The organism is Enterobacter cloacae complex sp. P24RS (assembly GCF_014982165.1).
Classification (GTDB): Bacteria; Pseudomonadota; Gammaproteobacteria; order Enterobacterales; family Enterobacteriaceae; genus Enterobacter; species Enterobacter quasihormaechei.
Genome location: NZ_JADCKU010000012.1, coordinates 115,504 through 139,324, shown reverse-complemented (window position 1 = coordinate 139,324; position 23,821 = coordinate 115,504). Strand labels below are relative to the sequence as shown.

The window sequence follows — 23,821 nt, the reverse complement described above, 5'->3', positions numbered from 1 at the left end:
TCCCCACAGGGACGAGGGTGAAAACCGGGCGGTCCCCTCTCCCCTGTGGGGAGAGGGTTAGGGTGAGGGGGATCTTTGTTATGCAGCCTTACGGAACCTGCGGGTCAGTCGCTTCTCGATTTCGACGACGAAGAACATCACCCCAGCCACCGCCAGCGTCACGAACCAGTAGCGCAGCGGCAGCGCTTCGGTGCCGAACAGCATCTGCATAAACGGCAGGTAGATAATCGCCGCCTGGAGCAGGAACAGCACGCCCGTCACCAGCCAGATCCCTTTGTTCGCCAGCAGGCCGCGGTTCAGGGAGAACCCGTCGGTGTTGCGGCAGTTAATCATGTACACCCACTGGGCGCAGACCAGCATCTGGAGCAGCACGGTGCGGATGAACTCCGCGCTATGGCCGCGCGGGGCCAGCCAGGCTTCAAGCGCAAAGGCGGCGATGGCAATCATGGTGCCGACGAAGGCCACGCGCCATACGGCGTAGGCGTCCATCACGTGCTGTCCGGTCTGGCGCGGCGGGCGGCGCATAATGTTGCGCTCGGCGGCCTCAAAGGCCAGGCCGAAGGAGAGCGTGGCGGAGGTCGCCATGTTCATCCACAGAATCAGCACCGGCGTCAGCGGAATGATATTCCCCGCCAGCAGCGCAATCACAATCAGCAGCCCCTGCGCCAGGTTGGTCGGCATAATGAACAGGATGGTTTTCTTCAGGTTGTCGTAAACGCGACGCCCCTCTTTCACCGCGCTGGCGATGGTGGCGAAGTTATCGTCCGTCAGGACCATGTCCGCCGCCTCTTTGGTAACTTCCGTGCCTTTGATGCCCATCGCGATGCCGACGTCCGCCTGGCGCAGCGCCGGGGCATCGTTTACGCCGTCGCCGGTCATGCCGACGATTTCGCCTTTATCCTGCAACGCTTTCACCAGGCGCAGCTTATGCTCCGGGCTGGTACGGGCAAAGATGTCATATTTCACCGCCGCTTCCGCCAGCTCGGCATCGTCCATTTTTTCCAGCTGATAGCCGGTGACCGCCTGCTCGCTGTTGGTGATCCCCAGCATCTGGCCGATGCTCATCGCCGTCTGCGGGTGATCGCCGGTGATCATCTTGACGCGGATCCCCGCCTGCTGACAGGCGTTAATTGCATCAATCGCTTCCGGGCGCGGCGGATCCATCATTCCGGCAATGCCGAGGAAAATCAGGCCGTGACTCAGGTCGTCGTGCGTTAACGCCTGCTCGCCGTTCGCCGGCTTGAACGCCGCGGCAACCATGCGCAGCCCCTGACGCGCATAGCGCTCCATCTCCGTTTCCCAGTACGCGCGGTTGAAGGCTTCCGCGCCGTTGCGCGTCTGCTGCTGGTCGCACAGGGCGAAAATGACGTCCGGCGCGCCGGTAATCAAAATCTGCTCCTCACCGCCAATCTGGTAGTGGGTGCTCATATACTTGTACTGCGAGTCGAACGGGATCTTATTGATAAGGGTGGTCATCACCGGCGCGAGGTGGGCTTTCGCCGCCAGCACCTTCAGCGCGCCCTCGGTCGGCCCACCGGTAATGCCCCACAGGCCGCGCTCGTCCTGAATCAGCTGGCTGTCGTTGCACAGGTCAACGGTGCGCAGGTACTGCTCGAGCACGGTGCCCGGCTGGATCTGTACCGGCTCATCGCTGCCTTCCAGGTAGATATTGCCCACCGGCTCGTAGCTGTTGCCGTCCACGCGGTAGCAGGTATCGGCAGTGATGATGGCTTTGACCGTCATCTCGTTCATGGTCAGGGTGCCGGTTTTGTCCGAGCAGACCACAGTCATCGCGCCCAGGGTTTCAACCGTCGGCAGCTTGCGGATAATCGCCCGCTTGCGCGCCATCGCCTGCACGCCCAGAGAGAGGATGATGGAGATAATTGCCGGCAGGCCTTCCGGTACGGAGGCGACCGCCAGGCTAATGAGGGAGAGCAGCAGCTCGCCCATCGGGATCTCGCGGAACACCAGGCTGAAGACAAACAGCGCGGCCATCATCGCCAGAATAATGGCGAAGATGGCTTTGCCCAGCTTGTCCATCTGCACCAGCAGCGGGGTGCGGTGTTTTTCAATGCCCGCCATCATCTGGTTGATGTGGCCGAGCTCGGTCTCCTGGCCGGTGGCAATGACCACGCCCACGCCGCCGCCCGCGCTGACCGTCGTACCGGAAAAGACCATATTGGTGCGGTCGCCCAGCGGTAATTCGCCGTTAAGCGGGCTCGTGTGTTTATCCACCACCGTGGATTCGCCGGTCAGGATCGCCTCTTCCACGCGTAAATTATGCGCTTCGATTAAACGCATATCCGCCGGAATACGATCCCCTGCGCGCAATACAATAATATCGCCCGGGACGATTTCCGTCGTCGGGATAGTTTCATGGTTGCCGTTACGAATAACGCGCGCCTCGCTGGAAAGCATATTGCGAATACTCTTCAGCGATTTTTCCGCGTTGCTTTCCTGAATGTGGCCAATTAGCGCATTGATGACCGCCACGCCCAGAATAACCAGCGTATCAACCCAGTGGCCCATTACCGCCGTTAATACGGCAGCCGCCAGCAGGACGTAAATCAGCACGTCATTAAAGTGCGCGAGAAAACGCAGCCAGCCCGGCTTGCCTTTTTTCTCCGGCAGCGCGTTTGGGCCATGCTTTTGCAGACGCGCCTGCGCCTCGGCGCGGTCAAGGCCGCTGGCCTGGCTTTGGGTGTGGGCAAGCACCTGCTCTATGTTCTGCTGGTACGCCTGTCCGCCTGCGGGTGGCATATTCTGTGAGAAATTTTTTTTGGTCATGGTATTTTTCCTTCAATATCCGGTGGTCGGAAGCCGGAATTCCTTTCTGGCTTTAATTAATTCATTTTTAAGTCTTGCGGGTTAAATTGATCTACCGCAATATAATGACGACAAGGTTATTCAAAACTGATTTAAATTATTTCTATGCACTGATTTTTACAAAATATTTCTAAACCAACACTAAACGAGGAGGAACCATGTTTGGTATTTATCGCGGACGGCGCCTGGCGTTATACATTGTCGCAGCCATTGTTATTGCGACGTTAATTGGATATAGCACCTATAGCTTTGTAAAATTATTTTCGTAAAGAAGACGTTTATTTACATTACGCGATATTAATTTAATCGCATCGGCATTTATATTCTTTTTTGACTATTTATTCGCAGAATATCGGTGGGCTCTGTCTTAATTTTGCCAGCCGGGATGATATTGCTTTACGTTTCAGGATGCCGGACAATGACATTTTTAACTGACGATTAACATTACGATGAAACACCCGTTAGAATCGCTGATTACCGCGGGGGGCATTTTACTGATGGCCCTGCTCTCCTGTCTGCTGTTACCTGCGCCGTCGCTTGGGCTGGCGCTGGCGCAAAAGCTGGTTCAGACCTTTCATATGGTCGATCTGAATCAGCTTTACACCATTCTGTTCTGCCTGTGGTTTTTACTGCTCGGCGCCATCGAATTCTTCATTCTGCGTTTCGTCTGGCGCCGCTGGTTTTCACTGGCGTCGTAGGCCGGTGAAATCGCGCATCCCGTGGATCAGCGCTTCGCACCAGGCCGCGTAGTCGTGGCCGCTGGACCACGGATGGAAACTGACGCGATAGCCTTTTTCCCTCAGCACCTGTTCAAAATCCTTCGTGGTGCGATAGATGCCACCGCCCGGCCCCGCGGTTTCAAACTTCCCGGCCTGTAACCAGAAGCGCACCGGATACGGCGAAGACTGCTGGTACTGACGCGTCAGCCAGCCGGGGGCTTCACCTTTTGGCGCCCACCAGTAGGAGCCGGAAAGACTCAGCACGTTGCCAAACAGCCGCGGGTAGCGTAGCGCCACCCAGGAGGAGGCAATTCCCCCGTAGCTTGACCCCGCCAGCACCGTTTTCTGCCGCTGCATCGCGATGCCCTGTCCGCGAAGCCACGGCAGCAGCTCGTGCGCCATGAAATCGGCGAAATCCGGGTTCGGCGGCAGTTCGTTGCCGCGTCGGGCATGATCGAGGCTGTCGATAAACACCACGTTAATGGATGGCAGGTGGTGCCGGGCAATCAGGCCATCCAGCACGTTGGCAAAACGGTACTCGTCCTGATAAATCTGTCCGTCGAAAAGGATGAGCGTCCAGCGCGCGGGCTGTGCGCCGCGCGGTTTGTAGATCATCACTTCACGGGAATTGCCGAGGATAGCGCTGCTCAGCATCTGGCGGCTCAACGTTCCGTGCACCAGCGGCTGTGCCGTAGCCTGAACGGAGCAATAGCGCGCCGGGCTGAGATCGAGCAGGGAAAAGCGATTCCAGCGATCCGCTTTCTGTTCGCCAAAGGTGTTCGGGTTAAGCGGATCGGCCTGCGCGCTCACCAGGATCGCGCGGCGCCTGTCGAGGGCAGAACCTTCCACGATCGGTACATCGGGGGCGAGCTTGTACTGCATCACCGTATCAGCGGGTACCACGTAGCTGCGAAACCAGACGTCGCTGTTGCCCAGGCGGAACAGCGGATCGTGCTCCCCCGCCGGAGAGCCGAGGATGAAGACGTTATCGCGCGCGCCGCGCCACAGAAAGGTCACGCGCTTATGGTCTGCGTCAACCGGCTCCACCATCGGCGTGCCCTGCCGACGCTGCGCCTGCCAGAACGTCTCGGTACTGCCACCAGCTGAAATGTCGTTTGCCAGCGCCTTCAGCGTCGGGCTTTCAGGCGCCAGCCTCTGTACGCGCGGCAAGGCGGAAGTCTCTTTCATTCGCCACTGAAAACGCCACGGCTTGCCCGCTTCGCCGTGCAGCACCAGCGAGGTGCGCTGTTTCACCGGCAGGGCAAACAGCAGCGTGTGTTCGCCGTCGGCAGGCCCGCCTTCGACCAGCGTGCGAATGCGGCGGTTTTGTCCGTCCAGCAGGCGCGCATCCGTCACGCCGTTCAGCGTGGCAGAAACGTAATTTTCACCCAGTTCGGGCAGCAAAAAGCAGACTTCGCCGCTGGCATCAAACTTTCCCTGAACATCCCCCAGCAGGGACGACTCCTCGCACGTTGCCGCCACCGCGGGCAGCGCGCCGATCCCCACCAGCAACCCACTCCATACGCTCTTCATTACCGCTTGTTTCCCAACGAAATTTGGCATCAACGCTAATGCAAATGGTAATAATTTGCAATATTACCTTCAGCGTTTTACCAGTGATGTCAGGACGATCGCAGGTGTCGGCATGGGCTACAACGGTAGCGAGGCAATAAAAAAGCCGGGTGGCGGCTACGCCTTACCCGGCCTACATGCCGTCAAATTTAATGTGTCTGGCTGTGATTCTCTTTGCGGTACGCGCCGGGCGGCTGGTTGAAGGTGCGGGTGAAGATGCGCGTAAACGTCTGCTGCGAGTCAAAGCCGTAGCGCAGGCAGATGTCGTACACGCGTTCGTTTGATTCACGCAAATCGCGCGCCGCCATCAGCAGCTTGCGTTCACGGATATAGCGCCCCAGACTTTCACCTTTGTATTGCATAAACAGCCGCTGTAAATGCCACTTTGAGTAACCCGCGTGGCGGGCAATCTCTTCGATACGTAACGGCTGGTGCAGGTTGTCATCGATCCATTCGACAATCGTATCAATGACCTGAGCGGAAATCGTCATACTGCTCTCCCCCTCTGATTCTCGCTTAAACATTATTCCCACCACTCGCGAAATTTTTGCGTGGAATCACTCACCCGGACAGGCTCGCCCAGCTCCGGCGTCAGCAGCCGGTAGTTTTTATCTTTACTGGCTTTCGCCAGCTGGATCAGCGGATCGTTCCAGGTATGTTTCGCCAGCACAAAACGCCCGTTATGGCCCGGTACGATCGCTTTAGCATTGAGATCTGCCGAGGCCTGCGCCGTTTCTGCCGGGTGCATATGGATGTACTTCCAGTCCTGGTCGTACTGGCCGTTTTCCATGATGGCTAAGTCAACGCCGCCAAACTGCTCGCCAATCGCTTTGAAGTGCGGGCCGTAACCGGAGTCTCCGCTGTAGTAAACCTTCCGCTCCGGGGTGACAAACATAAAGCTGCCCCACAGGGTCTGGTTACGCTTAATGCCACGCCCGGAAAAGTGGCGTGCGGGCAGCACGTGAACCGTCAGCGCATCGCTGATGTGTACAGACTGATTCCAGTCCCGCTCGTCAATAATGTCCGGGTTCATGCCCCAGTAGCGCAGGTGTGAGCCCACGCCGAGCGGAGTGACCACGCGCTTCACCTTCGGCAGCAGCGCCCTGATGGTGGCGTAATCCAGATGGTCATAGTGATCGTGAGAGATAATCAGCAGGTCGATCTCCGGCATGCTCTGTGCGCTCCACGGGTACTCCCCCGCAAACGCTTTATTGAGGAAGGAGAACGGCGCGGCGTAGTTACCCAGAACCGGATCGATCAGGATGCGCTTTCCCGCCAGCTGCATATACCAGGAGGAGTGGCCGAGCCACACCAGCGTGTCCTGTTCAGGCGACAGGCTGGCCAGTTCGGTTTTCACCAGCGGCAGCGGCTGAGCAGGACGGGCGTTTTCGGTTTTACGGGTAAGAAACTGCCACCACGCCACCAGCATATTTTGTTGCCCGGTAAAGCCCGGCGTAGGGAGCGTGTTGTGGAATTGCCCGTCGCGATAGTGCGGGGAAGCTTCCACTTCAGAGAGCTGCGCACCCTGCGGCGGCTGACCAAATCCGGCATTCAGTACAAACGGTAAACTCGCCGCTGAAGCAATAATCATGACTAACACCACGCAGATGAATAGAGGCTTTTTCATTTCCTGACCCGCCAACGCGCCCCTTCCGATGGTTTGCGCGGGTGACACTTGATTATGAGTGAGTAAGCACTCATTATAGATAGGATGCTTACGCCGTCAAGAAGGTTTTCGATCTTTGACATTCCGCGTTGCAGCGTAACAAAGCACGTGTTTCAATCAGGGCTTTTACAATTGACGGGAGGAAAAATTTAGTGGCACGTCCGAAGAGTGAAGATAAAAAACAGGCCTTACTGGAAGCAGCAACTGCTGCATTTGCGCAGTCAGGTATTGCCGCCTCAACGGCGTTAATTGCCCGTAATGCGGGCGTCGCTGAAGGGACGCTGTTTCGCTACTTTGCTACCAAAGACGATCTGCTGAATGCCCTCTACCTGCATCTGAAGCAGGATCTTTGCCAGACCATGCTGGCGAACCTCGATCGCACCATCACCCTGCCGAAAGAGCACACCCGCAATATCTGGAACAGCTATGTGGACTGGGGCATTCGTAACCCCGTGGCGCATGCGGCTATCCGCCAGATCGGCGTCAGTGAAAAGCTGAACGCGGAAACGGAGCAGGCGGTGAAAGACATGTTCCCTGAACTGCACGAACTGTGCCGTCGTTCGATTCGACAGGTATTTATGTCCGACGAGTTTAAGACCTTCGGTGATGCCATGTTCTTATCGCTGGCAGAAACCACCATGGAATTTGCTACCCGCGATCCGTCCCGTGCCGTCGATTTTAAAGCGCTGGGCTTTGAGGCCATGTGGCGCGGGCTTGCTGAGGAGGATAACGATGGACGGTAAAACCTTGCAGGCGCACGCAAAACGCGTCGCACTGGAGATGCCCTTCACCGAACAGTGCTGGCCGTTTGGGCCGGAGTATGACGTGTTTAAGGTGGGCGGGAAAATTTTCATGCTGATGGCGACCGTACGCGGTCGGCCCCACGTCAGCCTGAAGTCCGATCCGGAAACATCGCTGCTCAATCAGCAGATCTACCGTGGCGTGGAGCCCGGCTACCATCTCAACAAGAAGCACTGGATTTCCGTGTACGGCACCGACGACGTTACGCCTGAGCTGGTCACCGACCTGATTACGGACTCGTGGAACCTGGTCGTCGACAAACTGCCGAAAAAAGACCAGAAGCGGATACGCCCGGCCTGATTGTTCGCCTGAGGCGAACAGTATAAGCGCTCGAATCGCACTTATCTTTTCCCGCTTCGCGCGGTAATCTGCTTTCCTTCCACGCCCGCCTACGGGCGAATTTCATCACCAGGAGTTGTTATGGATATTATTTCTGTCGCCCTGAAACGCCACTCAACCAAGGCGTTCGACCCCGCTAAAAAACTGACCGCAGAAGAAGCGGAAAAAATCAAAACGCTGCTGCAATACAGCCCGTCCAGCACCAACTCCCAGCCGTGGCACTTTATTGTTGCCAGCACTGAAGAGGGTAAAGCGCGCGTGGCAAAATCCGCGGCGGGCACTTACGTGTTCAACGAACGCAAAATGCTGGATGCCTCTCACGTAGTGGTGTTCTGCGCGAAAACCGCGATGGACGATGCCTGGCTTGAGCGCGTTGTCGATCAGGAAGAAGCCGATGGCCGTTTCAACACGCCGGAAGCCAAAGCCGCGAACCACAAGGGCCGCTGCTACTTTGCCGACATGCACCGCGTGGATCTGAAAGATGACGACCAGTGGATGGCGAAGCAGGTTTACCTGAACGTCGGTAACTTCCTGCTGGGCGTGGCCGCAATGGGCCTGGACGCGGTGCCGATTGAAGGCTTTGACGCGGCTATTCTTGACGAAGAGTTTGGCCTGAAAGAGAAAGGCTTCACCAGCCTGGTGGTGGTCCCGGTCGGGCACCACAGCGTGGAAGATTTCAACGCCACGCTGCCGAAGTCTCGTCTGCCGCTGAGCACGATTGTGACCGAGTGCTGATTCAAACGGGCCGCTGCATGCGGCCCGTTACGTTTTACTGATGACCAGCCTGCGGTGCGGATGGATATCGCGATCGCTTCCCCAGGCAAAAGCAATCCATCGCTCTTCCAGCTCAGCGTAAGAGTTTACGGGCGTTAACGTCCATTCTTCTCCCACCGTACCGTCTGCCACGCTAATGCGATAGTTCATGGTGAACGCCCAGTCGATCATGCGCAGCCAGAACCGTTGCCCGTCCCCCGTTTGCTCGCTGTCGGAAACTACGATGTCGTATTCGCTGAGCACCCACTGGAAAAATAATTGCGGTAATCCGCTTATTACGCGCTGGTGGACGGCGCGCGGGGTGCGCCATACCATCACCTGCGTGGCGGCACCGTGGGGAAAGGTAATTTCTTTATGAAATGTAAGCTTCACGGCATACGCCGTATAAGGCTTACCATCATCGGTAGTCACGAGACGATATTCATCACCATAACGCGATTTTAAAAGCCGGTATCCGACAGGCAGCAAGAACCCCGGCAGATGAAAATCCGCAGTACCCCGCGCCAGAAATGCTTCGGTATGTTCGACGTTTCGGGAGATAAGCCCGAGTTTTTGGCTGAACTCTGCGGAATCAATCATCAGTGGCGACATCGGTGGTTTCTCATGGCGTGAGTATAGACGACTTAGTACCTCATCGAAATGGTGGCAATTCAGTCGGTTGGTTTAAGTTAACCCCCACCTTACACTCGTCTCGTCCTCCTGGTAGAGTCGGCGCTGATTCCCTGAAAGCGCCTCGCAAAAAACTTAATTCCCCTGCCCGGCCAGCCACGCCATCGCCCGCTCTCCCGCCTCGTCTACCGGGAGATACACCAGCAGCCGCGATCCGTTTCGCGGCGCGGAGTACCAGTACATCTGCTGGAGATGGAAATCCCCCAGTTCTGGATGGGTAAACAGCTTGAGCTGATTCTCCACGCCGCGCACGTCGTTGCGCTGGTGCCACAGGGTTTTGAACTCCTCGGAAACCGCGAAAAAACGCGCCAGCTTCGCTTCCCAGAGCGGGTCGCCCCGGTGTTCGGCCATTGCCGCGCGGAAATAGGAGACGAAAATCGGCAGCACGTCGTCACGTTTGCCGAGCCGCGCGCGCCACGCCGGATGGGTGAGGAAGAGATAAATACAGTTGCGATCTTCCGGCGGTATGGCGTTGAAATCGACGCCCATCAGATGCCCGAAGCTGTCGTTCCAGGCCACGATATCGAAATTCGGTTTCTGAATGCTGGCGGGTTTTGGCATCAGCGTATCCAGCAGGCGACGAGTTCCTTCGCTGATCCCCTCGCAGCAGACCGCCTGCGGGGCTTCACCCGGCGGCAAACCGGCGAGCACAAAAAGATGTCGGGCTTCGGTCGGGGTGCATTGCAGCGCTTTTGCGATGGCGGCCATCACCGCGCTGGACGGGTTGACGTCCCTGCCCTGTTCCAGCCAGGTGTACCAGGTGACGCCGACGTCCGCGAGCATCGCCACCTCCTCGCGGCGCAGGCCCGGCGTGCGGCGGCGGCCGCTGCGCGGTAAGCCGAGGCGCTGCGGGTCGAGGCTTTCACGCCGGGCACGTAAAAAGGCGCCCAGCTGCTTGCGGGTGTCATCCTGGAGAGAGATGACAGGTTCAGACATCAGCGCCATAAAATCTCCTGCATGGTAGTACCAGTACCAGTATAAGCAAGAACTGGTACCCGTTTATCAGATAGTTGATGCTACGACTCTACGCTGTTTGACGCAATGGAGTCACCATGAATACGTCAGTTGTTTCACCGGGTCGTGCGGGCCTGATACTGCTGTTAACCGGCCAGATGCTGCCGCTGATTGATACCTCAATCACCAACGTGGCGCTGGATTCCATCACCCAGTCGTTACACGCCACAGCTACCGAACTGGAGCTGATTGTCGCCCTCTACGGCGTGGCCTTCGCCGTCTGCCTGGCCCCCGGCAGCAAGCTGGGCGATAACCTTGGCCGCCGTCGTCTGTTTATGTGGGGCGTGGCGAGTTTTGGCCTGGCCTCGCTGCTGTGCGGCATGGCGGGCAATATTGAACAGCTGCTTGCCGCGCGTATTATTCAGGGTGCGGGCGCCGCGCTTATCATGCCGCAAATTCTTGCGACGCTGCATGTCACGTTAAAAGGGACGGCACACGCCAAAGCGATCAGCCTGTTCGGGGGGATCGGCGGGATTGCGTTTATCGTCGGCCAGATGGGTGGCGGCTGGCTGGTGTCGGCGGATATCGCCGGGCTGGGCTGGCGCAACGCCTTCTTTATCAACGTGCCAATATGCCTGGTGGTGCTGGCGTTAAGCCGTCGCTACGTGCCGGAAACCCGCCGCGATACGCCGTCGCGCATTGACTGGACCGGAACCGTCCTGCTGACGGCGATACTGTGCTGTCTGTTGTTCCCGATGGCGCTCGGCCCGCAGTGGCACTGGTCCTGGCCGCTTAAAGCCGCGCTGATGGCGATTGTGCCGCTGGCCGGGTTAATGGTGCTGAGTGCGCGCAAAAAAGAGCGTGAGGATGCCCACCCGCTGATTGCGCCGCGCCTGTTGCAGCTGCGCAGCATTCGCTTTGGCGTGCTGATTGGGATGCTCTTTTTCAGCGTCTGGTCCGGGTTTATGTTCTGCATGGCGCTGACCATGCAAAGCGGTCTGGGGATGGCGCCGTGGCAGTCCGGGAACAGCTTTATCGCGCTCGGCGTGACCTATTTTATCTCTGCCTGGTTCGCCCCACGCCTGATTGCCCGCTACAGCACCAGCGCCATCCTGCTGACCGGGCTTGCGATTCAGCTTGTCGGCCTGGTGGCGCTGATCGCCACGTTCCGCCACTGGGGAATGCACAATACCGCGCTGACGCTGGCCCCGGCTACCGGGCTGGTGGGTTACGGGCAGGCGCTGATTGTGAACAGCTTCTACCGCATCGGGATGCGCGATATCCAGCCTGACGATGCAGGGGCCGCGAGCGCGATTTTAAGCACCCTGCAACAAGCTGCGCTGGGGCTTGGCCCGGCCATTTTTGGCGCAATTTTGCTGCACGGACTGCACACTCATCACGGCGATTACACCCAGGCGGTCAACGTCTTTCTGATGGTGGAAACGGTCATGATGGTGGTGCTGGCGCTGGCCACGCTGCGCATGCGCCATCGCCTGAGTTTACCGGTCGTCAAGGCCTGCCCGACGACAAAATAAAACAGCCGGAATTTGCATAATAGATCCGCAGCCGCCATTATGGGGCTGCATCAATACAGGAGACGTTATGCAGGAATTAATTGCTCAGGTTGAAGAGTTAGGGATTGAAATTAATCACACCACCTCTTTAGTGATTATCTTTGGTATTATTTTTCTTACCGCCATCATTGTTCATTTTATTCTGCACAAAGTGGTGCTGCGCGCCTTCGAGAAACGCGCGCAGGCCAGCAGCCATTTATGGTTGCAGATCATCACTCAGAACAAGTTATTTCACCGTCTGGCGTTTACCCTTCAGGGGATAATCGTCAACGTTCAGGCGGTACTGTGGCTGCAAAAAGGCAGCGAAGCAGCGGAAATGCTCACCACCTGCGCAAAGCTGTGGGTGATGGTATATGCCCTGCTCTCTTTCTTCTCGCTGCTGGACGTCATATTCAATCTGTCGCAGAAAATGGCCACCGCGTCGCAGCTGCCGCTGAAGGGGATATTCCAGGGCATCAAGCTGGTGAGCGCCATTCTGGTGGGGATCTTAATTATCTCCCTGCTGATCGGCCAGTCTCCCGCCATTCTGATAAGCGGCCTGGGTGCGATGGCTGCCGTTCTGATGTTGGTATTCAAAGACCCGATCCTGGGCTTAGTGGCCGGCATTCAGCTCTCCGCCAACGACATGCTCAAGCTCGGTGACTGGCTGGAAATGCCGAAATACGGCGCCAACGGCACGGTGACGGATATCGGCCTGACCACCGTTAAGGTGTGCAACTTCGACAACACCATTACCACCATCCCGACCTGGGCGCTGGTCTCCGACGCGTTCATCAACTGGAGCGGTATGTCCGCCTCCGGCGGCCGCCGCATTAAGCGCAGCCTGAATATCGACACCACCAGCATTCATTTTCTTGACGAGCAGGAGCAGCAGAAGCTGATTCAGGCGAAACTGCTGAAGCCCTATCTGGCCGCGCGCCATGAGGAAATTAACCTGTGGAATCAGCAAAACGGGGAAGGAGAATCGGTATTAAACCTGCGCAAGATGACCAATATCGGCACCTTCCGAGCCTACCTGAATGAATATCTGCGTAACCATCCGCGTATTCGTAAAGATATGACGCTGATGGTGCGCCAGCTGGCGCCGGATGCCAACGGGCTGCCGATTGAAATATATGCCTTTACCAATACGGTCATCTGGGCGGAATACGAAGATATTCAGGCCGACATCTTCGACCATATTTTCGCGGTAGTGGATGAGTTTGGCCTGCGTATTCATCAGTCACCCACCGGAAACGATATTCGCTCGCTGGCAGGGGTTATTGCCAGATAATCAGGCGCTGGCGCGGGAAATAAAGCGCCAGCCCATCATCACCCTTTCCGTGGGCGCATCCGGGTTGTCGATTTTGTTTAAAAGAAGATTGACCGCCTTGCGCCCGATATCCCGCGACGGCTGTTCGATGGTGGTAAGTGAAATCATATCCGCCAGCTCCGTACCGTCAAAGCCGACCACGGCAATATCCTCCGGCACCCGCAGGCCTGCCTGCTGAATGGCGCGCAACGCGCCCGCCGCCAGCGTATCGGAAACAGCAAATACCGCATCTGGCGGATTTTCTTTTAACAGGTTTTGCATCGCCGCCATGCCCGCTCTGGAGCTGAGCTCACTGGCGTACTCCACCGCCTGATAGTCCAGACCCCGCAGGTGGATCACGCTCTTATAGCCGCGCTCGCGCAGGCGGGCATATTTGTAGCTGAGGTCGTGGTTGATCAGCGCAATGCGTTTGCGTCCCCCGTCGGCCAGCTGGCTGACAACGTGCTGGGAGGCATCGACATCGTTTATCCCCACGCAGGAAACCGCTCCCGCATCCGCGTATTCGGCGCACTGCACCCACGGCGCAGCACCAATCAGCGCCGCCAGTTCCGGCAGCTTCGAGAAGGCATCCATGGTGATGATGCCGTCGACGATTTTGCCCGACAGCAGGCTTAAGCCCGAGCGGGAGCGCTCAATGTCCGAGCCGGAGTTGCACAGCAAAATGCGATAGCCGTTCTTTTCCGCCTCGGCTTCGATGCCCTTCACCACTTCGGCGCAGAACGGATTAGCGATGTTCGAGACCATCACCAGGATCATATAGCTGCGGGCGGTGCGCAGCTGACGCGCCAGCAGATTGGGCTGATAGTTACTCTCCTGGATCGCCTGCAAAACGCGCTCGCGGTTTTTCGCCTTCACGGTATCGCTGTTGTTCAGCACGCGGGAGACCGTTGCCACGGAAACCCCGGCCAGCTGAGCGATTTTCTGAATTGACATAGCGACGATACATCCTGCGGTTAGCGTTTTGTGCAGGCTATCATAAATTTGTTGCCCGGCGAACCGGGCAGTGCATCAACGTTCCACGCGCACCCAGCGCTGCTGCTGATGGCTTTTCACAATAGCATCAATGATATACATCACGTTTGCGCCATCGTGGAAGGTGGCAAACTGCGCCGCCTCAGGCATTACACCGGCCTGCACGGCACGGTAAAACTGCGCCATCATATTCTTAAAAGCATCCGGCCAGCCTTCAATATGCCCGCCAGGGAAATGGGCGCTGTCGGCAACGTCAGGGTTCATCAGCCCCGGATCGTCGGTGAGCGTCTGGTTTGCCCGGTCGCGATGGCCGATCCACAGCTGCTGCGGGATCTCCTGATCCCATGCCACCGACCGCTCGCTGCCGTTGATCTCAAAGGTCAGACGGTTTTTTCGCCCGGCGCTTACCTGCGAGACGCTAAAGCTGCCTTTGCTGCCGTCGTCAAAGCGGAACAGCACCGAGCCAAAGTCTTCGGTCGTGACCGGTTTGTCTTCATACTCCGCCTGTTCGTCATGGGAGAAGGTTTGATTCCCGCCCTTGCTGGCCCTGCGCGTCGGCCAGACGATGGATAAATCAGCCATCACCTCGGTAATGTGCCGCCCGGTGACGAACTGCACCGTGTCGCACCAGTGGGAGCCGATATCCGCCACCGCCCGCGATGCGCCGCCGAGCGCGGCATCCACCCGCCAGTTGTAGTCGGTTTCCAGCAGCATCCAGTCCTGGAGGTAGCTGCCGTGTGAGGCAAAAATCCGCCCGAGGCTGCCCGCGCGCATCATGCTCGCCGCCTGGCGCACCATCGCAAACTGGCGATAGACGAAGCTCACGCCGTGCACTACGCCCGCCTGCTCCGCCAGCGCCACCAGCTCGCGCGCCTCCTCAGGCGTCATGCACAGCGGCTTTTCGGAAAACACGTGCTTGCCCGCGCGCAGGATCTGGCGGTTAATCTGTGCGTGCAGGTGGTTCGGCGTGCAGTTGTGCACCACGTGCAAATCAGGGTGCGCGAGCAGCGCCTCAACACTGCCGTACGCGTGCGGTACGTTTAGCAGGCGCGCCTTTTCCTGCGCCTTAACGAGCGAGCCGTCGCACAGCGCGACCACCTGAACAAACCCGAGGCGCCTGAGCGCCTCGATATGTGCCGGGCCAATAAACCCGCTGCCGACGATCCCGACGTTAATCATGGCTGTCCCCTGCGGCAAAATCGTCAAACGCCCGTCCGGAAACGGGAATGATGTGGCGGCGGATAAATTCGCTGCCTTCACTCGCCCCGGTATCGCCGTCCTTCAGGCAGCACTCCCACTCCAGCACCGCCCAGCCGTCATAGTCGTATTGGGTCAGCTTGCTGAAAATGCCTTTGAAGTCGATCTGCCCGTCGCCGGGCGAGCGGAAGCGTCCGGCGCGGTTGATCCACGGCTGGTAGCCGCCGTACATGCCGCTGCGCCCGCTGGGGCGGAACTCAGCATCCTTCACGTGGAACGCTTTAATACGCGCATGGAAGATGTCGATAAAGGCCAGATAGTCCATTTGCTGGAGCAGCATATGGCTTGGATCGTAGAGAATGTTGCAGCGCGGATGGTTGTCTACCAGTGCCAGAAAACGCTCGAAGGTCACGCCGTCGTGCAGATCTTCCCCCGGATGCAGCTCAAAACAGACGTCCACGCCCTGTTCGTCGAAGGCATCCAGAATTGGCCGCCAGCGATCCGCCAGCGCCTGGAACGCCTCCTGAAAACGCTGCTCGTTGTGCGGCGGCCACGGATAGAAAAACGGCCACGCCAGCGAGCCGGAGAAGGTCGCGTGCGCCTTCAGCCCTAATCTTGCCGAGGCGACCGCCGCCTGCTTCAGTTTTTCGGTTGCCCACGCCCGGCGCGCCGCATCGTTACCGCGCACTGCGGCGGGCGCGAAGTGGTCAAACGCCTCGCTGTAAACCGGGTTCACCGCCACGAGCTGCCCTTCCAGATGGGTCGACAGCTCGCTGATCGCCAGCCCGTGCGCAGCCAGCTTTGCGGTGATGTCGTCGCAGTAGGCCTCGCTCTCTGCGGCTTTCTCCACGTCAAAGATGTGCGGATGGTTGCAGGGGATCTGCACCGCTTTGTAGCCCTTCGCAGCCGCCCATCCGGCCAGCCCGTCAAGGGTGTTGAACGGCGCGTTCTCGCCAATAAACTGCGACAGAAAAATGCCGGGTCCTTTCATCGTCCTCATACCACCTCCTGAACGTTACGCCTTGTCATCGTCATACTTAAACGTGAGAAGGAAAATCAGCGCGATCGCCGCGGCCGCCACCGCCGGGATCCACCAGAATGTTACCCACGCCTGCGGCACGGTCTGCCCTGCCACCAGGCGGTTATAGAGCGCGCCGGAAATCTGCGAGCCGAGCAGCATGCCGATGCCGTAAGTGAACATCACGATCATGCTCTGGGCCTGGCCTTTCACCTTTTCGCCCGCCACCCGGTCGGTGTAGATAAAGCCGACGACAAAGAAGAAATCGTAGCAGACACCGTGCAGCAGAATGCCGAGATACAGCAGAATGCGCCCCTCCTCGCTGACGCCCAGCGCGAACATGGCGTAGCGCACGAACCACGCCAGCATGCCGATCAGCAGCATGACCTTCACGCCCAGACGGCGGAACAGCAGCGGAATGACCAGCATGAAGACGATCTCGGACATCTGCCCGAAGGACATGGCGGTGCTGACGTCGGCAATTCCCGCATCCGCCAGATACGAGGCGGTGTAGGCGTAATAGGTGCCGAGCGGGACGGAGATCAGCATCGCGCAGACGGAGAAGACGAAAAAGTGGCGGGTTTTGAGCAGCGCGAACGCATCCGCGCAGAAGAGATCCCGCACCTTCACCGGCAGGCCTTTCGCCGGTGCAGGCGTGTGCGGCAGCGTCAGGCTGTAAAGCGCCAGCAGCACGGAGCTGGCCGCCGCCACCTGAAAGATGGTGACGCTGGACGCCACGCCGGTGACGCCGATGAAAATGCCCGCCACGATCCAGCCGATGGTGCCGAACACGCGCACCACCGGGAAGGTTTTATCCACGTTGGCCAGGCTGTGAAACGCGATGTTGTTGGTCAGCGCCAGCGTCGGCATGTAGCAGAGCGTGTAGCCAAACAGCAGGCCAATCAGCAGCGCGCCGTTCCCGGCAATTAGCGCTCCCGGCACGAACAAAAGGATCGCCGCGCCCGCTAGGTGCATCACCGCCATCACCTTCTGCGAGGCGAAGAAGCGGTCCACCAGCATGCCGAGCACGAACGGCGAGAGAATGGAGGCGATGGGCCCGGCGGAGAACGCATCGCCAATCAGCAGAGACATGTTGTGCTGGGCCATCACCAGGCCGAGCGTGACCGACCAGCTACCCCAGATAAAAAATTGCAGAAACATCATCAGCGACAGCCGCGGCACCAGCAGCCGGTGCTGTGTTATCGCCTTTTCACTACCGTCAGTTGACACCATCATAAGCCTCGCCCGAAAAAAGTAATCGATTACAAAACGGTTCATATGAAAAGTAATCGATTACAAAATAAAGATCCTGCGGATCGAAACAGAATTGGGAGGGGGGTCACGATAAAGGTGAAGGGGGTGCCGGGTGACGGCTGCGCCTTACCCGGCCTACAAAATAACGTCCCCAAACATGTAGGCACGGTAAGCGAAGCGCCACCGGGCGTGAAGGCGGGTACGGTCTGGTGCCCTCACCCCGGCCCTCTCCCACAGGGAGAGGGAGAAAACCGCGCTACTTTTTGCGTGAAAGCTTAAAGGCAACAAACAGGAACACCACCCATACCGGCAGCAGCATTGCTGAAAGTCGCATCTCATCCATGGTGCACATCAGCACCAGAATCAACGCCAGGAACGCGATACAGAGGTAGTTCCCCGCCGGGTAGAGCAGCGCTTTGAACTGCGTCTCGCGTCCCTTACGGCGCATCGCCGCGCGGAAACGCAGGTGTGCGAGGCAGATCATGATCCAGTTCAGCAGCAGCGTCGCCACTACCAGCGCCATCAGCAGACCAAAGGCCTCTTTCGGCAGCAGGTAGTTGATCAGCACCACCAGCGAGGTGATAGCGCCAGAAAGAAACAGCGAATTGATCGGTACGCCGCGACGGCTGACGCGGGTAAGGAATTTCGGTGCGTTGCCCTGTACGGAGAGGCCAAACAGCATACGGCTGTTGGAGTAGACCCCGCTGTTGTACACCGACAAAGAGGCCACCAGAATAACGAAGTTCAGCGCGGAAGCCACCACGTTGCTGTTCAGGTCATGGAAAATCATCACGAACGGGCTGCTGTCGGACTTCACTTCCACCCACGGGTAGAGCGCCAGCAGCACCACCAGCGAGCCGATGTAAAACAGCAGAATACGGTACACCACCTGGTTGACCGCTTTCGGGATGCTTTTGTGCGGGTCGCGCGCTTCAGCCGCGGTGATGCCAATCAGCTCCAGACCGCCGAAGGAGAACATGATGACCGCCAGCGAGAGGATGAGCCCTTTCCAGCCGGTCGCCAGGAAGCCGCCGTGCTGCCACAGGTTGTCGATAGTGGCTCGCTCGCCGCCGTGGCCGGAGAACAGCAGCCACAGGCCAAAGCCGATCATGCCGATAATTGCCAGCACCTTAATCAGCGCAAACCAGAACTCGGTCTCACCATACAGGCGCACGTTCACAAGGTTAACGGCGTTAATAATGATGAAGAAGGCCGCCGCCCAGATCCACGTGGGCACGTCCGGCAGCCAGTACTGCATGTAGATGCCGGCGGCGGTCAGCTCCGCCATGCCCACCAGCACGAACATCACCCAGTAGTTCCAGCCGGAGAGGAAGCCTGCGAACGGGCCCCAGTATTTATAGGCAAAGTGCGCGAAGGAGCCGGACACCGGCTCTTCAACGACCATCTCGCCGAGCTGGCGCATGATCAGGAAGGCAATGATCCCGGCGATGCCGTAACCCAGCAGAACCGCGGGACCGGCCATCTGAATGGCGGGGCCGATGCCGAGAAACAGCCCGGTACCGATTGCGCCGCCGAGGGCAATTAACTGAATATGTCGATTTTGCAAACCACGTTGCAGCGTCGGATTCTGATCCGACGAAGCTTCAGCGCTACCATGGCCTGAAGCGGATGACGCGTCTTTCACGCCCTACCCCTGTCTCTTTTTTAGAAGGGGCACGTTTTAACACTTCATGCTGGTGGTAGCAAGCTTAACGCCGGGCCAGCGCATGCGCCCGGCGCGTAAACGTCACGAGCCGATGATCCCGCCGTCCGCTTTGACGATCACCACCGTGGACGATCGCGGTCGTCCGTTCGGGCTGGCGTCCGGCCAGTTTGAGACAGCGCGAGGATTGGCCGGGTCGGTAATATCATCCCCGCCCTCCCCCGGATGCTGAATGTTGATAAACAGCGTGCGGTTGTCCGGCGTAAACGCAATGCCGGTGATCTCACACCCGCGCGGCCCGGTCAGGAAACGGCGATACTCGTTGGTGCCCGGAATGGTCGCCACCATCTGGTTATTGCCCATCCCCTCGTACGCTTTCTTATTAATGGTGCTGGAGGAGACATCGGTCTGGATCCACAGCACGCCCTGGTGATCGAACGACAGGCCGTCGGGGCTGCCGAATTCCGCGCCCTGCATGGAGCCTTTGGCCTTCGGATCGTCTCCGTCGGTACGCCCGGCCATAACCAGAATATCCCACTTAAAGCGCGCGGCAGCAGGATCGGCCCCGTCTTCGTGCCAGTGCATGATATGCCCAAACACGTTGTTGGCGCGCGGGTTGGCGGCATCCACCGGCGCTTTCCCCTCTTTCCCGCGATCGCTGTTGTTGGTGAGCGTACAGTAGACGCTGCCGCTGGCGTGCGGATCGACGGCGATCCATTCGGGGCGATCCATCTTCGTCGCGCCCACCACGTCAGCCGCCAGGCGGGATTTAATCAGCAGATCGCCCTGGCTTTCAAAGCCGTTGCTTTTATCCAGACCGTTTTGCCCGAAGATCAGCGGCAGCCAGTCGCCGCTCCCGTCCTCGTTGAACCTGGCGACGTACAGCGTGCCGGAGGTCAGCAGCTGCATACTGGCTTCCCGGATCGCGGGATCGTATTTTTTGTCCGAGACAAACTTATAGATGTACTCAAACTTCTGATCGTCCCCCATGTAGACCACCACGCGGTTATCGGCGGCGAGCGTGACGGCTGCTCCCTCATGCTTGAAGCGGCCCAGGGCGGTGTGCTTGCGTGGCGTAGAGGTCGGGTCGTAAGGATCGATCTCCACGACCCAGCCGAAACGGTTAGGTTCGTTAGGCGTTTTATCGACGCTGAACCGCTCATCCACTTCGTTCCAGCGGTAGGACTCATCGCTGTCGCTGATGCCGTAGCGTTTTTCCAGCGGATTGAGATCGGCTTTTTTCACGAAAATATCCGACCAGTTCTCCTCGCAGGTGAGGTAGGTGCCCCACGGCGTATGGCCGTTAGCGCAGTTTTGCATGGTGCCCAGCACGCGCTCCCCCTGCGGGTCGGCGGCGGTTTTCATTAGGTCCTGATGCCGCGCCGGACCGGTAAGCTGCATCGGCGTATTGACGGTAATACGGCGCGCGAACGAAGACGGACGAACCACCTCCCAGCCGCTGCCCGCTTTTTTCACTTCCACCACCGACACGCCCATCGCGTTCTGCCCCTTGCGGGCTTTGTCGAGGCTCCAGTTCGCCGTACCGTCGGTAAACAGCATCCCGTTGTCGATGTATTCATGGTTCATCGCCAGCAGGCCATGCTCCGGGCTTTGCCCTCCCTGCGGCAGGCTAAACCACGCCATGCCGTCGTGATGCATGCCCGCCTGCGCGGCCTGTTCGTCCGTGGTATTGCTGGCGTCCGGCTTAAAGGCCGGCATGTTGTCTTTGAGCCCCGTCGGATCGCCCCAGCGATAGAACGGGCGGGCAATATAGCCTTCCGGCACCCTGACCGTATCTTCGGTGGAAACAGAGATGCTGGTAAACCCAAGCGACACCGCCTTTGCCAGCGCGGACGGTTTTGAGACCGCGGCGATGGCGTTCTCAGGTTTGATCAGAAACGGGAATGATACGGCGGCCCCCGCAACGGCCCCCATCTGGAGAAAACGGCGGCGGGAGAGGAACACCTCCGCAACCTCGGAAAATACCGGGTTAGCGCTGCGGTTACTGATATCGTCTTGATGTTCTTTTTTGAAAACGGATTTGAGGGGTCTGCCCATAGCGGCTTCCTGTCATTGGCCAAGAGGTAAAAGAGTTGGCGACCAGTGTAAGAAGCTTTTGTTACAATTTTATAACACGATAACGAAGGGATTGGGGCGTCCCTGCCCCGGATAACGAGGTGGAACGCTTAGAACTCGTAGCCCACCGAGACCTTAAAGGTTCGCGGCTCGCCCTGAGTGATGTAGGTACCGGAATCGTCCACGCTTGACCAGTAGTTTTCGTTGGTCACGTTGTCGATGCCTGCGCGCACCGTCATCTGGTTTTCATTGTGGTTTACCGCGAAGCGATAGCGCATGCCCAGATCCAGCGTAGTGTAGCTGTCCAGCTTTTTGCTGTTCGCGAGATCGGCATACTGCGTGCCGGAGTGGTTAACGCGCGCAGTGGCCGTCAGCCCCTCAATCGGCCTGATATCGTACTCCGCGCCCAGCACGGCGTAGAAGTTCGGAATACCGATCGCATCGTTCCCCTGATTCACGCCGTTTTTGGTTTTGGTCAGCTCGGCCTGAAGCCAGGTGGCGCTGGCATTCAGACGCATCCCCAGCATGGGCTCGCCGAAGACGTTCAGCTCCACGCCACGGTTGCGCTGTTCAGCGTCCAGGCCAAAGTGTCCGCTGTCGTCGAGGATCGCCGACGGCATTTTGATTTCAAACAGCGCCAGTGAGCCGCCCACGCGGCCAAAGTCTGCCTTCACGCCCACTTCATTCTGCTTAGAGTGAACGATACCGGTGCTCTGGCCGTAGTTGGTGGCAGTGTTAGGCGCAGTTTCTCCGGGCTGTAACGCTTCGGTATGGTTGGCGTAAAGGGAGATTTCCTCCCACGGTTTGTAGACCACGCCGTAGGTTGGCATCCAGCGGCTGCCGTCGAAACCGTCCGCGTCGTTTTCCGCGCCGGTGATTTTGTTGTACCCGCGAATAACCACCTTCTGATGGCGCGCGCCGGCGGTGAACAGCAGCCTGTCGTCCAGCACGCCCAGGGTGTCGCTCAGCAGCCAGCCCTGGGTACGGGTGCGCCCGCTGGTCAGCGGATCGCTGTATTTGCCGCCTGAGCCGCTGAAGTTGGTGCTGTCCGGCATAGCCACGCCGGTGTTGTGGTAGATGTTAGTGGTCGGATTATCCGCCGCTGCCGACATTTTCCACGCAATCTTTTCGTTTTTGGTCATCGCGGAATAGCCGACGTTTACCTTGTGCGAAACGAAACCGGTATTGAAGTTACCGCGAATGCCCGCCATCCCGCTGACGGAATCGCTGATGCGGTTGGTGTCGAGACGGCTGACCGTTGCGTTACCGCTCTTGTCCACCAGCTTCGGCGCGCTGTAGATCCCTTCTTCGTGCGCGTGCTGCGCGCCGAGGCCGGTATAGGCGGTCCAGCTGTCGGTGATGTCATACTCGCTGCGCCACATCCCGAACTCGTTTTCGATATCGCTGTAGGCCCACTTCTGCGAGAAGTTGCGATCGTTTTTCGGCGGTTCAGGCACGAAATCCACCGCCGAGATGTTGACGCTGGTCGGGCTGCCGTGGAAGGTTTTCTTCTGATAGCCCAAATCCAGCGAGGTGCGGAAGCGGTCGCCTTTGTAGTCCAGACCGGTGGAGAGCAGCGTGGTGCGGCGGCGGTCGTTCGGTACGCCGGTTTCCCCTTCACGATGCACGAGGTTCACGCGCGCGCCGAACTGGTCGTTATCGCCAAAGCGACGCCCCGCATCCAGCGTGGTGCCAATCTGGGAATCCGAGGTGTAGTCCACGCCCACTTTCGCTTGCGGCGTTTCCCCGGCATGCTTTGGCTCAAGGTTAATCATCCCGCCCACGCCCGAGCTTGCCGCGCCGTTCATCAGGGCGTTTGCCCCTTTGAAGATCTCAATGCGGTCAACCATCTGGGCATCCACCACCTGACGCGGCAGCACGCCGGAGAGGCCACCGAAGGTCATGTCGTCGCCGTCAAACTTCAGGCCGCGAATACGGAAGGTTTCCGCACTGTTGCCGTAACCCTGCACAAACTGCACGCCCGCGTCGTTGGCGACCACGTCTGCAATGGTTTTTGCCTGCTGATCTTCCACCAGCTTCGAGGTGTAGCTGATGATGTTGAACGGCACGTCCATGGCGTTCTGCTGACCGAGCATCCCCATACGTCCGCCATTGGCCACCTGCCCGTCAAGGAAGGCGGGCACCAGCTGGTCACCGCCGGGTTTAAAATCACTCCCCGCGGTGGACTGGACAACGATGGTGTCTTCTTTTTTTTCTTCCGCCGCAAAGGCGGAGTGGGTAACCGCGCCAATGGCAATCGCCAGCAGCGTTTTGTGCATTGTGGTGTTGTTCATAGTTAACTCGTTTAACGTGCGCGCAAAAATGACCCGTTGTCGGGCCTTAGAATTTATTGAGAGAAATGCAAATGAGAACTATACGTATTATCCATGCGTTATCAAGCGTAAACGCGCGTTTCTTTCTGTGTAAACGGTGAA

The 23,821-nt window shown here is 58.4% G+C and carries 19 protein-coding genes; 6 read left to right on the top strand and 13 right to left on the bottom strand.

All coding sequences use genetic code 11. From position 1 onward, the window contains the following. Window positions 1-78: 78 nt before the first annotated feature. A complete protein-coding gene (locus INF58_RS14315) occupies window positions 79-2,787 on the bottom strand; it encodes a cation-transporting P-type ATPase (RefSeq protein WP_193527928.1) in 2,709 nt (902 codons plus the stop codon). A gap of 488 nt (window positions 2,788-3,275) precedes the next feature. Here INF58_RS14315 and INF58_RS14310 point away from each other — a divergent pair, with 488 nt between their 5' ends. After that, window positions 3,276-3,524 (top strand): DUF1158 domain-containing protein, encoded by a 249-nt coding sequence (locus tag INF58_RS14310; protein WP_063451549.1) that lies wholly within the window; start codon window positions 3,276-3,278, stop codon window positions 3,522-3,524. Here the strand turns inward: INF58_RS14310 and INF58_RS14305 are convergent. The 3 genes from INF58_RS14305 to INF58_RS14295 form a co-directional block, all read right to left on the bottom strand. Next, window positions 3,510-5,078, bottom strand: coding sequence for an alpha/beta hydrolase-fold protein (locus INF58_RS14305; protein WP_193527927.1), 1,569 nt, complete (start codon window positions 5,076-5,078; stop codon window positions 3,510-3,512). The two genes, INF58_RS14310 and INF58_RS14305, sit on opposite strands and share 15 nt — an antisense overlap. A 188-nt stretch (window positions 5,079-5,266) precedes the next feature. Continuing rightward, complete coding sequence (locus INF58_RS14300) at window positions 5,267-5,608, bottom strand: RamA family antibiotic efflux transcriptional regulator (RefSeq protein WP_063451551.1); 342 nt, start codon at window positions 5,606-5,608, stop codon at window positions 5,267-5,269. Between the two features lie 32 nt (window positions 5,609-5,640). Beyond that, window positions 5,641-6,744, bottom strand: coding sequence for a RomA family MBL fold metallo-hydrolase (locus INF58_RS14295; RefSeq protein ID WP_063868923.1), 1,104 nt, complete (start codon window positions 6,742-6,744; stop codon window positions 5,641-5,643). Between the two features lie 191 nt (window positions 6,745-6,935). On the opposite strand from INF58_RS14295, the gene INF58_RS14290 reads away from it, so the two are divergent. From INF58_RS14290 to nfsB, 3 genes are all read left to right on the top strand, one after another. Next, a complete protein-coding gene (locus tag INF58_RS14290; protein WP_063451553.1) occupies window positions 6,936-7,526 on the top strand; it encodes a TetR/AcrR family transcriptional regulator in 591 nt (196 codons plus the stop codon). After that, window positions 7,516-7,884, top strand: a complete 369-nt coding sequence (locus tag INF58_RS14285) for an MmcQ/YjbR family DNA-binding protein (RefSeq protein WP_193527926.1) — start codon at window positions 7,516-7,518, stop codon at window positions 7,882-7,884. The genes INF58_RS14290 and INF58_RS14285 overlap by 11 nt, the downstream gene beginning before the upstream one ends. A 120-nt stretch (window positions 7,885-8,004) precedes the next feature. Next, the gene (gene nfsB, locus INF58_RS14280; RefSeq protein ID WP_023324270.1) at window positions 8,005-8,658 is read left to right on the top strand and encodes an oxygen-insensitive NAD(P)H nitroreductase; all 654 of its coding nucleotides are present in this window, start codon (window positions 8,005-8,007) and stop codon (window positions 8,656-8,658) included. 27 nt (window positions 8,659-8,685) lie between these two features. On the opposite strand, the gene INF58_RS14275 is transcribed toward nfsB, so the two are convergent. After that, complete coding sequence (locus INF58_RS14275; protein ID WP_193527925.1) at window positions 8,686-9,288, bottom strand: hypothetical protein; 603 nt, start codon at window positions 9,286-9,288, stop codon at window positions 8,686-8,688. Between the two features lie 153 nt (window positions 9,289-9,441). Beyond that, window positions 9,442-10,311, bottom strand: a complete 870-nt coding sequence (locus INF58_RS14270; protein WP_193527924.1) for a helix-turn-helix transcriptional regulator — start codon at window positions 10,309-10,311, stop codon at window positions 9,442-9,444. 107 nt (window positions 10,312-10,418) lie between these two features. Here INF58_RS14270 and INF58_RS14265 point away from each other — a divergent pair, with 107 nt between their 5' ends. Further along, window positions 10,419-11,855 (top strand): MFS transporter, encoded by a 1,437-nt coding sequence (locus INF58_RS14265; protein ID WP_193032715.1) that lies wholly within the window; start codon window positions 10,419-10,421, stop codon window positions 11,853-11,855. 67 nt (window positions 11,856-11,922) lie between these two features. Beyond that, complete coding sequence (locus tag INF58_RS14260; protein ID WP_193527923.1) at window positions 11,923-13,167, top strand: mechanosensitive ion channel family protein; 1,245 nt, start codon at window positions 11,923-11,925, stop codon at window positions 13,165-13,167. Here INF58_RS14260 and INF58_RS14255 read toward each other — a convergent pair whose 3' ends face one another. The 7 genes from INF58_RS14255 to INF58_RS14225 form a co-directional block, all read right to left on the bottom strand. Further along, the gene (locus INF58_RS14255; RefSeq protein ID WP_193527922.1) at window positions 13,168-14,139 is read right to left on the bottom strand and encodes a LacI family DNA-binding transcriptional regulator; all 972 of its coding nucleotides are present in this window, start codon (window positions 14,137-14,139) and stop codon (window positions 13,168-13,170) included. A 75-nt stretch (window positions 14,140-14,214) separates the two neighbouring features. Beyond that, window positions 14,215-15,357 (bottom strand): Gfo/Idh/MocA family protein, encoded by a 1,143-nt coding sequence (locus INF58_RS14250; protein WP_193527921.1) that lies wholly within the window; start codon window positions 15,355-15,357, stop codon window positions 14,215-14,217. Beyond that, on the bottom strand, window positions 15,350-16,375 hold the full coding sequence (locus INF58_RS14245; RefSeq protein ID WP_193527920.1) for a sugar phosphate isomerase/epimerase: 1,026 nt from the start codon (window positions 16,373-16,375) through the stop codon (window positions 15,350-15,352). Before INF58_RS14245 ends, INF58_RS14250 begins: the two co-directional genes overlap by 8 nt. A 15-nt stretch (window positions 16,376-16,390) precedes the next feature. Further along, window positions 16,391-17,626, bottom strand: a complete 1,236-nt coding sequence (locus INF58_RS14240; protein ID WP_370552665.1) for an MFS transporter — start codon at window positions 17,624-17,626, stop codon at window positions 16,391-16,393. 277 nt (window positions 17,627-17,903) lie between these two features. Then, window positions 17,904-19,292: a phenylalanine transporter gene (gene pheP, locus INF58_RS14235; RefSeq protein ID WP_193527918.1), complete on the bottom strand. Its 1,389-nt coding sequence runs from the start codon at window positions 19,290-19,292 to the stop codon at window positions 17,904-17,906. 102 nt (window positions 19,293-19,394) lie between these two features. Beyond that, window positions 19,395-21,368 (bottom strand): PhoX family phosphatase, encoded by a 1,974-nt coding sequence (locus INF58_RS14230; RefSeq protein WP_193527917.1) that lies wholly within the window; start codon window positions 21,366-21,368, stop codon window positions 19,395-19,397. Window positions 21,369-21,496: 128 nt separating this feature from the next. Continuing rightward, complete coding sequence (locus tag INF58_RS14225) at window positions 21,497-23,680, bottom strand: TonB-dependent siderophore receptor (RefSeq protein WP_193527916.1); 2,184 nt, start codon at window positions 23,678-23,680, stop codon at window positions 21,497-21,499. Window positions 23,681-23,821: the final 141 nt, after the last annotated feature.